Source organism: Duganella margarita (assembly GCF_009857535.1).
Lineage (GTDB): Bacteria > Pseudomonadota > Gammaproteobacteria > Burkholderiales > Burkholderiaceae_D > Rugamonas > Rugamonas margarita.
Genome location: NZ_WWCS01000004.1, coordinates 390,579 through 404,155 on the forward strand (window position 1 = coordinate 390,579; position 13,577 = coordinate 404,155).

Annotated in this window: 10 protein-coding genes; 1 reads left to right on the forward strand and 9 read right to left on the reverse strand. The window is 62.9% G+C overall.

Features of this window, described 5'->3' with window-relative positions; all coding sequences use genetic code 11:
* Nucleotides 1-8: 8 nt before the first annotated feature.
* The 9 genes from GTP55_RS08970 to queA form a co-directional block, all read right to left on the reverse strand.
* Complete coding sequence (locus GTP55_RS08970) at nt 9-917, reverse strand: ethanolamine ammonia-lyase subunit EutC (protein WP_161044583.1); 909 nt, start codon at nt 915-917, stop codon at nt 9-11.
* Nucleotides 910-2,331 carry an ethanolamine ammonia-lyase subunit EutB gene (locus tag GTP55_RS08975; protein ID WP_308494724.1) on the reverse strand — a complete coding sequence of 474 codons (1,422 nt, stop codon included), beginning with the start codon at nt 2,329-2,331 and terminating at the stop codon, nt 910-912. Before GTP55_RS08975 ends, GTP55_RS08970 begins: the two co-directional genes overlap by 8 nt.
* Nucleotides 2,279-3,628: an ethanolamine permease gene (gene eat / locus GTP55_RS08980; RefSeq protein ID WP_161044584.1), complete on the reverse strand. Its 1,350-nt coding sequence runs from the start codon at nt 3,626-3,628 to the stop codon at nt 2,279-2,281. Before eat ends, GTP55_RS08975 begins: the two co-directional genes overlap by 53 nt.
* A gap of 72 nt (nt 3,629-3,700) precedes the next feature.
* The gene (locus GTP55_RS08985; RefSeq protein ID WP_161044585.1) at nt 3,701-5,797 is read right to left on the reverse strand and encodes a tetratricopeptide repeat protein; all 2,097 of its coding nucleotides are present in this window, start codon (nt 5,795-5,797) and stop codon (nt 3,701-3,703) included.
* 63 nt (nt 5,798-5,860) lie between these two features.
* Nucleotides 5,861-6,883, reverse strand: coding sequence for a protein translocase subunit SecF (gene secF / locus GTP55_RS08990; RefSeq protein ID WP_161044586.1), 1,023 nt, complete (start codon nt 6,881-6,883; stop codon nt 5,861-5,863).
* A gap of 15 nt (nt 6,884-6,898) precedes the next feature.
* Nucleotides 6,899-8,767: a protein translocase subunit SecD gene (gene secD / locus GTP55_RS08995; RefSeq protein WP_161044587.1), complete on the reverse strand. Its 1,869-nt coding sequence runs from the start codon at nt 8,765-8,767 to the stop codon at nt 6,899-6,901.
* A gap of 59 nt (nt 8,768-8,826) precedes the next feature.
* Nucleotides 8,827-9,168 (reverse strand): preprotein translocase subunit YajC, encoded by a 342-nt coding sequence (gene yajC, locus GTP55_RS09000; RefSeq protein ID WP_161044588.1) that lies wholly within the window; start codon nt 9,166-9,168, stop codon nt 8,827-8,829.
* A gap of 71 nt (nt 9,169-9,239) precedes the next feature.
* A complete protein-coding gene (gene tgt, locus GTP55_RS09005; RefSeq protein WP_110845565.1) occupies nt 9,240-10,379 on the reverse strand; it encodes a tRNA guanosine(34) transglycosylase Tgt in 1,140 nt (379 codons plus the stop codon).
* Nucleotides 10,380-10,382: 3 nt separating this feature from the next.
* Nucleotides 10,383-11,408 (reverse strand): tRNA preQ1(34) S-adenosylmethionine ribosyltransferase-isomerase QueA, encoded by a 1,026-nt coding sequence (gene queA, locus GTP55_RS09010; RefSeq protein ID WP_161044589.1) that lies wholly within the window; start codon nt 11,406-11,408, stop codon nt 10,383-10,385.
* A 71-nt stretch (nt 11,409-11,479) separates the two neighbouring features.
* Here queA and recG point away from each other — a divergent pair, with 71 nt between their 5' ends.
* Nucleotides 11,480-13,546 carry an ATP-dependent DNA helicase RecG gene (gene recG, locus GTP55_RS09015; RefSeq protein ID WP_161044590.1) on the forward strand — a complete coding sequence of 689 codons (2,067 nt, stop codon included), beginning with the start codon at nt 11,480-11,482 and terminating at the stop codon, nt 13,544-13,546.
* Nucleotides 13,547-13,577 lie beyond the last annotated feature (31 nt).

Genomic DNA, 13,577 nt, shown 5'->3' on the forward strand with positions numbered 1-13,577 from the left:
TAACACGTTCACTCCAACAGGAAATTGCGCCGTGGCGCCTCCAGGTCGGCGCTCTCGTTCGCGGTTTCGTCTTTCAGTGCAACGCCGGATAGCTGGCGGCGGCGCGCTTCGGACAACAGGTAGTGCAGCTTGAACGCTGCCGCGTCGCAGGTCAAGCCCGCCGGGCGGACATTCGAGATGCAGTTGCGACTGGCGTCGGTGAGACCGGGGCGCGGCGCCCAGGTGAGGTAGAGGCCCATGCTGTCCGGGGAGCTGAGGCCGGGACGTTCGCCGATCAGCACCACCACCGCTTGCGCATCGAGCAGGTGGGCAATTTCATCGCCGATGGCGACGCGGCCTTGCTGCACAATGGTGATCGGCGCCAGGCGCCACTGCTCGGCCGACAGGCGAGCCAGCAACGCGCGAATCAGCGGCACAGCGTTCTGTTCAATCGACAGCGCCGACAGGCCATCGGCAACCACCAGCGCGAGGTCGTAGCGGGCGCCGGCGGCAGAAGGCGTGGCGGGCGCGATGGCAGCGGCGGGCGTCGTCGCGGTGACCGCATCGGCGGCGGCAGGGTCGGCGTCGGCCGGCGTGGTCGTGGTGGCAGCGACGGCCGGCGTGGCGGCGGCGGCCAGCTTGACGCGCGAGGCGTCGTCCAGGCGGCGGCCGAGATCCGGGCGTTGCAGGTAGGTGTTGCGGTCCGGCGCGGCGCTATGCAGGCTTACACACGGCAAGCCGCTGGCGGCATGCAGCGCCTCGCCCAGCGCCACCGGATCAAGCGCCAGATGCACGGCATCGCGGGCACGCGCATGCGCCAGCTGGAACTCCAGTTGCGGCGCCGTCGGCTGACTGACGCCGCTACGCCCCAGCGCAATCCGCGCTGCCGTGAACTGCCGCAGCGCGCCCCACGGATTGCTGGTCACCGGCTTATCCATGCGCCGCCAACCGCAGCAAGGCCTTGTTGAAAGCCGGTGGCAAAGCATCCGCCAAAGTAAAGCGCGCATCGCCGGTAACGATACCCATCGCCTGCAACCAAGCATCAAACTCCGGCGCCGGTTTCAGTCCCAGCACGCGCCGCACATACAGCGCATCATGGAACGAAGTACTCTGATAATTCAACATGATGTCATCCGATCCCGGCACGCCCATGACAAAAGTGCCGCCGGCCGCCCCCAGCATGGTCAACAGCACATCCATATCATCCTGATCCGCCTCCGCATGATTGGTGTAGCAGACATCACACCCCATCGGCAAACCAAGCAGCTTGGCGCAGAAATGATCCTCCAGCCCCGCGCGCACAATCTGCTTGCCGTCATACAGATACTCCGGCCCGATGAAACCCACCACCGAGTTGACCAGCAGCGGCTGGAAGCGCCGCGCCACCGCATATGCGCGCGCCTCGCAGGTCTGCTGATCAACGCCATGATGCGCATTGGCCGACAGCGCACTGCCCTGCCCCGTCTCGAAATACATCACATTGTTGCCGACGGTGCCGCGCCCGAGCGACAGCGCCGCCTGGCGCGCCTCTTCCAGCAGCGACAGCGTCACGCCGAAACCCGCATTCGCCGCCTCGGTGCCGGCAATCGACTGGAACACCAGATCCACCGGCGCGCCACGCTCGATGGTCGCAATGGTGTTGGTCACGTGCGTCAGCACGCAGGACTGGGTCGGAATCGCATAACGCGCAATGATCTCGTCCAGCATCGACACCAGCTTGATCACCTGCGGCACATTGTCCGTGGCCGGATTGATGCCGATCACCGCATCGCCGCTGCCGTACAACAGGCCATCAAGCAGACTGGCCGCAATGCCGCTGGCGTCGTCGGTCGGATGATTCGGCTGCAAGCGCGTCGACATGCATCCCGCCAGCCCAATCGTATTGCGAAAGCGCGCGACCACGCTGCACTTGCGCGCCACCAGCACCAGATCCTGAACGCGCATAATCTTGGACACCGCCGCCACCATCTCCGGCGTCAAGCCCGGCGCCAGCGCAGTCAGCGCGACGCCATCGGCCGCATCGCTCAACAGCCAGTTGCGGAAGTCGCCCACCGTCAGATGCGCCACGCGCGCGAAGGCAGCCGCATCGTGCGTATCGACGATCAGCCGCGTCACCTCGTCCTCTTCGTACGGAACCAGCGCCTCGTTAAGGAACGCAGACAGCGGCAGCTCGGCCAACGCCATCTGCGCAGCGACGCGCTCCTCGGCGCTGCCGGCCGCCACACCGGCCAGATAGTCGCCCGAGCGCGCAGGCGTCGCCTTCGCCATCACATCCTTCAGATCGCGGAACGAATAGGTCTTACTGCCGACCTGGTGCGAGTAGCCCATCACGGTCCCTTCGGAAAACGCCATAACCCAGCAACAGCATCACCACAAACACACAGAAGATCAGCCCATTGTAATAGATCATGGTCGCCATGCAGACCAGCGCTCCCACCAGTGCGACGGCCGGGAAAAACGGATAGCATGGCGCGCGGAACGGCCGCGCCATCGCCGGCTCATCCCGCCGCAGCTTGAACAGCGCCAGCATGCTGATGATGTACATGGTGATCGCGCCGAACACCGACAGCGTCACGATATTCGCCGTCAGCGTCTGCCCGCCCAGAGTAATCAGCTGATCGCTATAGATGGCGGCGATGCCCACCACGCCGCCGGCCAGGATGGCGCGATGCGGTGTCTTGAAGCGCGGATGGATTTTGGCGAAGTACGACGGCAGATACGCCTCTCGCGCCAGCGCATAAATCTGCCGCGAGTAACCCAGAATGATGCCGTGGAAGGACGCGATCAAACCAAACAGGCCAAGCCACACCAGCATGTGCAGCCAGCCGCTGTGCTCACCGACGATCAGCTTCATCGCCTGCGGCAGCGGATCGTTGATGTTGGCCAGCTTGGTCCAGTCGCCGGCGCCGCCGGCAAACACCATGACGCCCAGCGCCAGCAGCACCAGCGTCGCAATCCCGGCGATGTAGGCGATCGGCACCGAGCGCTGTGGATCGCGCGCTTCCTCCGCCGCCATCGCCACACCTTCAATCGCCAGAAAGAACCAGATGGCAAACGGAATCGCCGCGAACATGCCGGGAATCGCCGCCAGCGTGAAGGCGTCCTGTCCTGACCAGCCGCCCTTGACGAAGTTCGCCGCCGAAAATCCCGGCGCGACCACGCCCATGAACACCAGTAGTTCAAAGATCGCTAGCAGCGTCACCAGCAGTTCGAAGGTGGCAGCAATCTGCACCCCGAGGATATTCAGCGTCATGAAGACCAGGTAAGCGCACACCGCCGCCGTCTTCGGCTCGACCTGCGGGAACTGCACATTGAGATAGGCGCCGATGGCGAGCGCAATCGCCGGTGGCGCAAACACGAATTCGATCAGCGTGGCGGCGCCGGCCAGATAGCCGCCCAGCGGTCCGAAGGCGCGCTTGCTGTAGGCGAACGGGCCGCCGGCGTGCGGAATGGAGGTGGTCAGTTCGGTAAAGCTGAAGATGAACGCGGTGTACATCGCAGCAATGAACAGCGCCGTCACGGTGAAGCCCAGCGTGCCGGCGGAGGCCCAGCCATAACTCCAGCCGAAATATTCGCCCGAGATCACCAGGCCAACCGCGATGCCCCAAAGTTGAAACGTGCCCAGCGTCTTCTGTAAAGTAGCTTGCATGCGTTGCCTCCTGTGCCGAGATCAGAAAAACATGCAATCCTCATGCCAGCGGCCCGCACAGAAGTGGTGCAATTACAGGTCGATCTGCGGCGCCTGCACGTTGTACTGCTTGAACTTGGCCACCATTTTGTCCATCTCCGCGCGGTACAGCGCTTTCTGCTCGTCGGTGCCGGTGAAGACCAGCTTGCCCTCGCGCTTGAGCTTTTGCAACAATGATCCCGCCTGTTCGAAATCGCGCTGCGCTTCGTCTAGCCGGCCGAGACCTTCGTAGGCCAGGCCGCGATAGTAATACGCTTCGAAATAATCCGGCTGGTGCGGCAGGCCGGTGGTCAGCGCCGTCACCGCTTCGTTGTAGCGCTTGAGCGCCAGCAGCGCCCGCGCGCGGTGGTAGTACAGCGGCATATTCGGGCCGCCGGTGTAGATGCGCATGCCGATCGCTTCCGCCTTGTCCAGCGCGCGCAGCGATTCTTCCATATAGCCCTGCTTGCGCGCGACCGCGCTGGCGAAATACAGCAGGCCGCGATACAGCGTGTCTTCGCGCTTGCGGATGTCGGCGGCGGCCGGGCGCACGCGCGGCTCGCTGCTGTGGGTCAGGCAGTCGGCGTAGCCCCCTTCGCCGTTGCGCCAGGTCTGGTAGACGCGCTTGTCGCCGGCGCGGCGCAGCACCGCGTCCATGGTCGGATAGTCGCGCGCCTGGCAGGCGAAGCTGGCGTAGGCGTTGAGGTTCCAGGCGTCCGGATAACGCGCCACCAATGCTTCGAAGCTGGTCTTCATCGTGTCCCAGTCCACCGGGCTGGCCGGGTCGTCGAACAGCTTGTCCTCGTAGACGTCGCGGTTGGCGTACCAGTAGACGCGGGCATACATCGCGGCCGCATCGGCGCCGCCGGCCCTGCTGCCGCGCCGGGCGATTTCGTCGATTTCGTCCGGAGACGCATGCCACATCGCGCTGCCATACAGCGCCGCCGTGAAGTATGTCTCGTGATAATCGGGATACAGCGCGATGGCCTTGTCCAGCGCCGTGCGGTTGCTCAGCGCGCGGAAGTTGTCGCTCCACGGCGTGAGCGTCATGCGGACGCGGAACAGTTCCGGGTCTTTGTCCTTGAGCAGCTGCTTCTCCGCGTAGAACAGCACCGCGTTACCCTCGTCGATCGCGGCCAGCAAGCGCTTGATGTCTTCCCTGGGAACTGTGTTGTAGAAGCCGTTGCCGCGATAGGACAGGCCGCGCGCCAGCAGCACGTAAGCGTGGAAGATGCGCGCCGCGCCGGACGTCGGCGCCTGCTTTTCCCAGGCCTTGGCGCCCGCTTCCCTCTTGACCCAGTACTCCGGCTCGCGGCTGCGGCCGGGGAATTCCTTGAGCTGGTTATAGAAGATCGCCAGCTTCCACACGCCGCTGGGCGTGCGCTCCTGCGACTTGAGCAGCTTGTTGCGCAGCGCATCCAGCTTCTTGTAGTCGGACTTGATTAGATAGCCCTGCACCTCCTCGATCAGCGCGCTGCGCGCCTTGCGTTCCTTTTCATCCTCAACCTCGGTGGCGACGGCCGGCTCCGACGCCACCGGCCGCGCGGCCGCAACGCCATCGGCCGCCACCGCGCGCTGCAAGATCGCCACCAGCCGGCCCGCCTCCGGCCCCTGCGCAGCCGGATCGAGTTCCGCCAGGCTGACCGGGCGCTGCAACACCTTGCCGTCGATGTAGGCGCTCAGATAGGCCATGTAATTCATCAGCACCGGCTTGCCCTGGCCGAAGTAGTTAGCGTCACCCACGGTGCCCTGCCCGGCTGGCGGACGCGGATCGGGCGTGAGCATGATCTGGCGGATGGCGTTCTGCACCCGCTCGCGGTCCAGCGTCTGGCACGGCTGCTTCAGCAATTGCGGATGGAACGGGCAGGCCTGCGCGCCGCTGCGGGTGACGATGAACCATGTCGCCTGCGCATCGCCGGCATGGATATCCGGCCGCTCGATCAGCAGCGACGCTTCGATCGGCTCGCCCTTGTAGGCCGCCAGCCTGTCATGGATCGGCCGCTGCGGATGCTGCTGCGGCCAGATGCGCATGAACTCATTGTCCGCGATCGGGTGATCGCGCAGCGCCGACTGGTAGCTCAAATCCCAGGGCAGCTCGGCCGCCTGCGCGGAACAGCACAGCAGCAGGCCGGCCAGTAATCGATAACCCATAAAAAAAAATCCCCCAGGCAAAAGTGCACAGGGGGATTCTACTAGCAATTTGACAACACTGATTTACACTACAGCGCCATCCGTTTCGTCTTTTTCCTTGATCGGCTTGATCAGGTCTTCGCGCTTCACGCCCAGCCACATGGCGACTGCGGCGGCCACGAACACCGACGAGTAAATACCGAAGCAGATACCGATGGTCAGCGCCATCGCGAAGTAGTGCAGCGTCGGACCGCCCAGGAACAGCATCGACAGCACCATCATCTGCGTACAGCCGTGGGTGATGATGGTGCGCGAGATGGTCGAGGTGATCGCGTTGTCGATCACTTCATGCACCGACGCCTTGCGCTGCTTGCGGAAGTTTTCGCGGATCCGGTCGAAAATCACCACCGACTCATTGACCGAGTAGCCCAGCACCGCCAGGATACCGGCCAGCACGGTCAGCGAGAATTCCCAGTGGAAGAAGGCGAAGAAGCCGAGAATGATCACCACGTCGTGCAAGTTGGCGATAATCGCGGCGACCGCGAATTTCCACTCGAAGCGCACGGCCAGGTAGATCATCACGCCGATAATCACCATTACCAGCGCGTTCAGGCCGTTCTGGGCCAGCTCGTCGCCCACCTGCGGGCCGACGAATTCCACCTTCTGCAAACCGACCAGCTCGGCGCCGGCGGCGTCGGAGCAAGCCTGCTTGACCACGTGCTCGCCCTTGGCGGTCACGGTGTCGATCTGCTTCATGGCGCCGCTTTCGGCCTTGCACAGCGCATCGTACACCTTGGCCGAAGCGGCGTTGGAGGTGATGCCCTTCACTACCGGCAGACGCAACATCACGTCGTGCGCGGTGCCGAAGCCGGTGGCTTCAGGCTGCTCGTAGCCGATGCTTTCCAGCGTGTGGCGGATCCGTTCCAGGTTGGCCGCGTCCTTGTATTTCAACTCCATCACGGTGCCGCCGGTGAACTCCACGGAGAAGTTCAGCGGACGGGTGATCAGGAAGAACACGGCTGCGACGAAGGTCAACGCCGAAATGGCGTTGAACACCAGCGCGTGGCGCATGAACGGAATGTCTTTTTTAATGCGGAAAAATTCCATGCTCAGTGCCCCTGGTTATTTCTGACCCGGTACCCAAACGGTACCGATGGCGATCGATTGCAGCTTTTTCTTGCGGCCGTACCAGAGGTTGACCACGCCACGCGAAACAAACACGGCGGAGAACATCGAGGTCAGGATACCCAGCGTGTGCACCACGGCGAAGCCGCGGATCGGACCGGAGCCGAACACCCACAGCGCCACGCCGACGATCAGCGTAGTGACGTTGGAGTCGATAATGGTGGCCCAGGCGCGGTCGAAGCCGGCGGAAATCGCCTGCTGCGGCGAGGCGCCGGAACGCAGCTCTTCCCGCACGCGCTCGTTAATCAACACGTTCGAGTCGATCGCCATACCCAGCGCCAGCGCGATCGCGGCCATGCCCGGCAGGGTCAAGGTCACTTGCATCAGCGACAGCAGCGCCAGCAGGAACAGCAGGTTGCAGGCCAGCGCGAACACGCTGAAGAAACCGAACATCATGTAGTAGACGATCATGAAGATCGCGATGGCCGCGAAGCCGTACATGGTCGAGTGGATACCCTTGTTGATGTTCTCGGCGCCCAGTGCAGGGCCGATGGTGCGTTCTTCGATGATGTCCATCGGCGCCGACAACGCGCCGGCGCGCAACAGCAGCGCCAGTTCAGCAGCGTTTTCCGCGTTGCCCATGCCGGTGATCTGGAAGCGGCTGCCCAGTTCCGACTGGACAGTAGCCACCGACAGCACTTCGCCCGGCTTGCCCTTCTTCTCGAACAGCACGATGGCCATTTTCTTGCCGACGCGGTCGCGGGTAGCGTCGCGCATGCGGCGGCCGCCGTCGCCATTCAGGTCCAGGCTCACGGCCGGCTGGTTGTTGCTGTCGAAGCTGGCCACGGCGCTGGAGATGTAATCACCCGTCAGCACCACGTCCTTGTACAGCACCACTGGTACGGCTTTGCCGGAGGTGAACAATTCCGAGTTGAACGGAATCGCTGCCGACAGTTCGGTGCCCGGCGTGATCGACTCGTCGACCATGCGCACTTCCAGCGTCGCGGTGCGGCCGATCACGGCGCGCGCACGCGCCACGTCCTGCACGCCTGGCAGCTGAACCACGATGCGGTCCGGACCTTGCTGCTGGATCACCGGCTCAGCCACGCCCAGCTCGTTGACGCGCTTCGACAGGGTGGCGATGTTCTGCTTGACGCCGTCATCGACGGTTTGCTTCAGCGCGGCCGGTTTCAGGCTCATCACCGTTTTCAGATCGCTGCCATCGCCGGAATCGGCGAACAGCAGGTCGGCCATCTGGCCGTTCAGCACGTCCTTGGCCTTCTGGCGGGTGGCATCGTCGCGAAACTTGATTTCGATGGTATTGCCGACCTTGTCGATACCGGCGTGACGGATGTTCTTGTCACGCAGCAGCGCGCGGGCGGCCGACTGCATGCCTTGCACGCGCTTGCTCAACACGCCTTCGCTGTCGACCTGCATCAGGAAGTGCACACCGCCGCGCAAGTCGAGGCCGAGGTACATCGGCAGCGCGTGCAGGCTTTGCATCCACTTCGGCGTATCGGCCTGCAGGTTCAGCGCCACCAGGTAGGTGGGATCTTCCGGATCGGTGTTGAGACCCTTTTCCAGCACCGATTTGGCGTGGAACTGAATGTCCGGGGTGGCGAAGCGCACCCGTACCGAGGCGTAATTGCCGGTGCCGTCATAGGCGATGCCGTCGTTGGCGATGCCGGCCTTGGTCAGCACATCGGCCACCTTGGCGGTCATGTCCGAGCTCATCTTGACGGTCGACTTGCCGCTGGTGACTTGCACCGCCGGCGATTCACCGAAGTAGTTCGGCACCGTGTACAGCGCACCCAACAGGATGGCCACCACGATCACTATGTATTTCCAGACTGGATAACGATTCATATAGCTCTAACGTTCAATGGAGACGTCAAAAGGCCCGCGCAAGCGCGGGCCCGGGGGAATTACAGGCTTTTCAGCGTGCCGTTTGGCAGCACCATCGTGATCGAGTTCTTTTGCACCACCAGCTCGGCGCCGCTGGAGATTTCCAGGGTCACGTAGGCGTCGGAGATCTTGGTGATCTTGCCCAGCACGCCGCCGGCGGTGACCACTTCAGCGCCTTTGGTCAGCGCTTCCATCATGGCTTTTTGTTCCTTGGCGCGCTTCTGCTGAGGACGGATCATCAGGAAGTACATGGCCACGAACATCAGAATCAGGAAACCATACTGGCCCAGGAAGCCACCGCCGCCGCCCAGGGCTTCGAGTGGGTTGGATTGAGCATAAGCATTGGAAATGAAGAAGGACACTGGTGACTCCGATATCTATAGTTTAAAAAACAGCGCTGTATTCTAGCACTGGCAGAACGGCGTTACGACTTTTACACCCCGCGCGCGCGATCGGCGTGGAATTGCTGCACCCACGCCGGGAAACGGTCGGCGTCCAGCGCATCGCGCATTTGCTGCATGATGTCGAGGTAATAGTGCAGATTGTGGATGGTATTCAGGCGCGCACCGAGGATTTCCTGGGTGCGGTTCAGGTGGTGGTGGTAGGCGCGCGAGAAATTCTTGCAGGCGTAGCAGGAACAGGTCGGATCGAACGGCTCCTTGTCTTCCTTGTAACGCGCGTTCTTGATCTTGATGTCGCCGTAGCGGGTGAAGATCCAGCCGTTGCGGGCGTTCCGGGTCGGCATCACGCAGTCGAACATGTCAACGCCGTTGGAGACGCCGGCCACCAGGTCTTCCGGCGTACCCACGCCCATCAGGTAGTGCGGCTTGTTGGCCGGCAGTTTCGGGCCGACGTGTTGCAAGATGCGCATCATGTCTTCCTTCGGCTCGCCGACCGACAGGCCGCCGATGGCCAGGCCCGGGAAGTCTATTTCCTCCAGGCCGGCCAGCGATTCATCGCGCAGGTTCTCGAACATGCCGCCCTGGACGATGCCGAACAGCGCGTTCGGGTTCTCGCCGCGATGGAATTCGTCATGCGAACGCTGGGCCCACCGCAACGACATGCGCATCGACTTGGCGGCTTCGTCCAGCGTAGCCGGGCGCTTGTCGATTTCATACGGCGTGCATTCGTCGAACTGCATGACGATGTCGGAATTGAGCACGCGCTGGATCTGCATCGATACTTCCGGCGACAGGAACAGCTTGTCGCCATTGATCGGCGAGTTGAAGTGCACACCCTCTTCGGTAATCTTGCGCATCGCGCCCAGCGAAAACACCTGGAAGCCGCCGGAATCGGTCAGGATCGGCTTGTCCCAGCCCATGAAGTCGTGCAGGCCGCCAAACTTGGCCATGACGTCATTACCCGGACGCAGCCACAGGTGGAAGGTGTTGCCGAGGATGATCTGGGCGTTGATTTCCTTCAGCTCCAGCGGCGACATCGCCTTGACCGAGCCATAGGTGCCCACCGGCATAAAGATCGGCGTTTGCACCACGCCGTGGTTCAGCTTGACTTCGCCACGGCGGGCCTTGGTCACGCCGGTGGTGTCCGTCTTGTGCAGCTTAAATTCCAACATTGCTTATTCCTTATTGTTCGTCGTCAGCAGCATGGCGTCGCCGTAGCTGAAGAAGCGGTATTCATTGGCGATCGCGTGGGCGTAGGCCTTGCGGATCTCTTCATAGCCGGCGAAGGCCGACACCAGCATCAGCAGCGTCGACTTCGGCAGGTGGAAATTGGTGATCAGGCGCGTGACGGTCTTGAACTGGTAGCCAGGCGTGATGAACAACGCCGTATCCGCACTACCCGCTTCCAGCTGGCCGCCCTGCGAGGCCGATTCCAGCGCGCGCAGGCTGGTAGTGCCCACCGCCACCACATCGCGGCCGGCGGCGCGCGTGGCGCGCACCGCATCCACGGTTTCCTGCGGCATGGTGTACCACTCGGTATGCATCTGGTGATCGGCCAGCTTTTCGTGACGCACCGGCTGGAAGGTGCCGGCGCCGACGTGCAGCGTGACGTAGGCGAAGTTGACGCCCTTGGCTTTCAGCTTTTCCAGAAGCGGCTCGTCGAAGTGCAGGCCGGCGGTCGGCGCGGCCACCGCGCCCGGCACCTTGTTGAACACTGTCTGATAGCGGTTCTCGTCGAATGAATCGGCATCGTGCTCAATGTACGGCGGCAGCGGCAGGCGGCCGTGGGCTTCGATCAGGTCGAACACGTCGGCATCGAAATGCAGCGTGAAGAACTCGCCGGCGCGCTCGCCGACAGTGACGTCAAAGGCGTCCGCCAGGCGCATTTTAGTACCGGCCAGCGGCGACCGCGAAGCGCGCACCTGGGCCAGCACGGTGCGGTTATCCAGCACGCGTTCCACCAGCGCCTCGACCTTGCCGCCGCTTTCCTTCATGCCGAAGAAACGCGCCTTCAGCACGCGGGTATTGTTCATCACCAGCAGGTCGCCCGGCTGCAGCAGATCGAGAATATCGGCGAACTGGCGGTCGATAATCTGCTCACCGTCCAGATGCAGCAGACGGGAAGCGCTGCGGTCAGGCAGCGGGAATTGCGCAATACGCTCTTGCGGCAAGTTAAAATCGAAATCGGAAAGCGAATACATGTGCGGACTCTGTTAAACAAAAATACGGTAGGCCTTACAATAGCGGCGGCCAACCCTCTATTTTACGCCATATGCCTGTTTCACCGTCTAAAACTGCTAAAAAAACCGTCAGCGCAGAGGCCAAACTGGCCAAATTGGGCTTGCACACCGATATGGACCTGGTGCTGCACCTACCCATGCGCTACGAGGACGAAACCCAGGTCATCACCATCGAAGAAGCACGCCTGCACGGCGGCGACACCTCCCAAGTTGAGGGCGTTGTTGTAAAAAACGAGATCGCCTACAAGCCAAGACGACAATTATTAGTGCATATCAGCGACGGCACCGGCGATTTGCAGCTGCGTTTCATGAATTTCTACGGCAGCCAGGTCAAGCAGCTGGCCGAGGGCACGCGGATACGCGCGCGCGGCGAGTTGAAACACGGCTTCTTCGGCGCCGAGATGGTGCACCCGGCCTATAAAGTGGTCAATGAGGGCGCGCCGCTGCCAACGTCGCTGACGCCGGTGTATCCATCCGGTGAAGGCCTGTCGCAGCCGGTGCTGCGCAAAGCCATCCGCGACGCCATGACGCGCGTGGACTGGAGCGACACCCTGCCCGCCGCGCTGCGCGCGCAATTGCAGTTGTCCGACCTGGAACCGGCGGTGAAGCTGCTGCACTATCCGCCGCAGGAGGTGGACAACCACGCGCTGGCCGACCGCTCGCATCCCGCCTGGACACGGGTGAAATTTGACGAGCTGCTGGCGCAGCAGCTGTCGCTGAAACGCGCGCAGCGTGCGCGCCGCCTGAAAGGATCGCCGGCGCTGATGGTGATCGGCGCACTGTCCGAACGCTTCCAGGCCGGCCTGCCGTTCAAGCTGACCAACGCCCAGCAAAAAGTGCTGAACGAAATCCGCGCCGACCTGCGCCAGCCGTTCCCGATGCAGCGTCTGCTGCAAGGCGATGTAGGCAGCGGCAAGACCGTGGTGTCCGCGCTGGCGGCGGCACAGGCCATTGACAGCGGCTACCAGGCCGCGCTGATGGCGCCGACCGAGATCCTGGCCGAACAGCACTTCCGCAAGATCGCCGCCTGGATGGAGCCTCTGGGCGTGAAAGTCGCCTGGTTGAGCGGCAGCTTGAAGAAAAAGGACAAGCAGGCGGCCTATGACCTGATCGAATCCGGCGAAGCGCGGCTGGTGGTGGGCACGCACGCGCTGCTGCAAGACGTGGTGACCTTCGAGAATCTCGGGCTGGTGATCGTCGACGAGCAGCACCGCTTTGGCGTCGGCCAGCGCCTCGTGCTGCGCAACAAAGGCAACGAAGGCGAAGTGCCGCACCAGCTGATGATGTCCGCCACGCCGATCCCGCGCACGCTGGCGATGACCTACTACGCCGACCTGGAAGTCTCGGTCATCGACGAACTGCCGCCGGGCCGCAGTCCTATCGTCACCCGCACCATCGACCAGAATCGCCGCGACGAAGTGATCGAGCGTGTGCATGCGGCGGCGCAGGAAGGCCGTCAGGTCTACTGGGTCTGCCCGCTGATTGAAGAATCGGAAGCGCTGCAACTGCAAACCGCCACCGACACCCACGCGCTGCTGGCCGAAGCGCTGCCGGACCTGAATATTGGTCTGGTACACGGTCGCCTGAAGACGGCGGAAAAACAGGAAGTGATGGACGCCTTCATCGCCAACGAAATGCAGGTGCTGGTGGCCACCACGGTGATTGAAGTCGGCGTCGACGTGCCGAATGCGTCGCTGATGGTGATCGAACACGCCGAGCGTTTCGGCCTGTCGCAGCTGCACCAGTTGCGCGGCCGCGTGGGCCGGGGCTCGGCGGCGTCGGTGTGTTTGCTGCTGTATCAAAGCCCGCTGGGCCAGATCGCCAAGCAGCGCCTGATGACGATGCGCGAAACCACCGACGGTTTTGAAATCGCCCGCCGCGATCTGGAGATACGCGGACCCGGAGAATTCCTCGGCGCCCGCCAATCCGGCCAGGCCATGCTGCGCTTCGCCGACCTGGAAACCGATAGCTGGCTGGTGGACCAGGCACGCGACGTCGCCCACGATCTCCTGCACGCCAACACCCCGGAAAAAGCCGCCACCGTTGAAGCTCACCTGGCCCGCTGGCTAGGCGGCCGCGAAGAATTCCTCAAGGTCTGATACCGTCACTCCCGCGCAGGCGCGAGTCCAT

What these genes read in the sequence shown, in the direction of transcription:
- queA (WP_161044589.1), bottom strand. Translation starts at nt 11,408, where the DNA reads ATGTATTCGCTTTCCGATTTCGATTTTAACTTGCCGCAAGAGCGTATT.
- GTP55_RS08970 (WP_161044583.1), bottom strand. Translation starts at nt 917, where the DNA reads ATGGATAAGCCGGTGACCAGCAATCCGTGGGGCGCGCTGCGGCAGTTC.
- eat (WP_161044584.1), bottom strand. Translation starts at nt 3,628, where the DNA reads ATGCAAGCTACTTTACAGAAGACGCTGGGCACGTTTCAACTTTGGGGC.
- secF (WP_161044586.1), bottom strand. Translation starts at nt 6,883, where the DNA reads ATGGAATTTTTCCGCATTAAAAAAGACATTCCGTTCATGCGCCACGCG.
- GTP55_RS08985 (WP_161044585.1), bottom strand. Translation starts at nt 5,797, where the DNA reads ATGGGTTATCGATTACTGGCCGGCCTGCTGCTGTGCTGTTCCGCGCAG.
- secD (WP_161044587.1), bottom strand. Translation starts at nt 8,767, where the DNA reads ATGAATCGTTATCCAGTCTGGAAATACATAGTGATCGTGGTGGCCATC.
- tgt (WP_110845565.1), bottom strand. Translation starts at nt 10,379, where the DNA reads ATGTTGGAATTTAAGCTGCACAAGACGGACACCACCGGCGTGACCAAG.
- GTP55_RS08975 (WP_308494724.1), bottom strand. Translation starts at nt 2,331, where the DNA reads ATGGCGTTTTCCGAAGGGACCGTGATGGGCTACTCGCACCAGGTCGGC.
- recG (WP_161044590.1), top strand. Translation starts at nt 11,480, where the DNA reads ATGCCTGTTTCACCGTCTAAAACTGCTAAAAAAACCGTCAGCGCAGAG.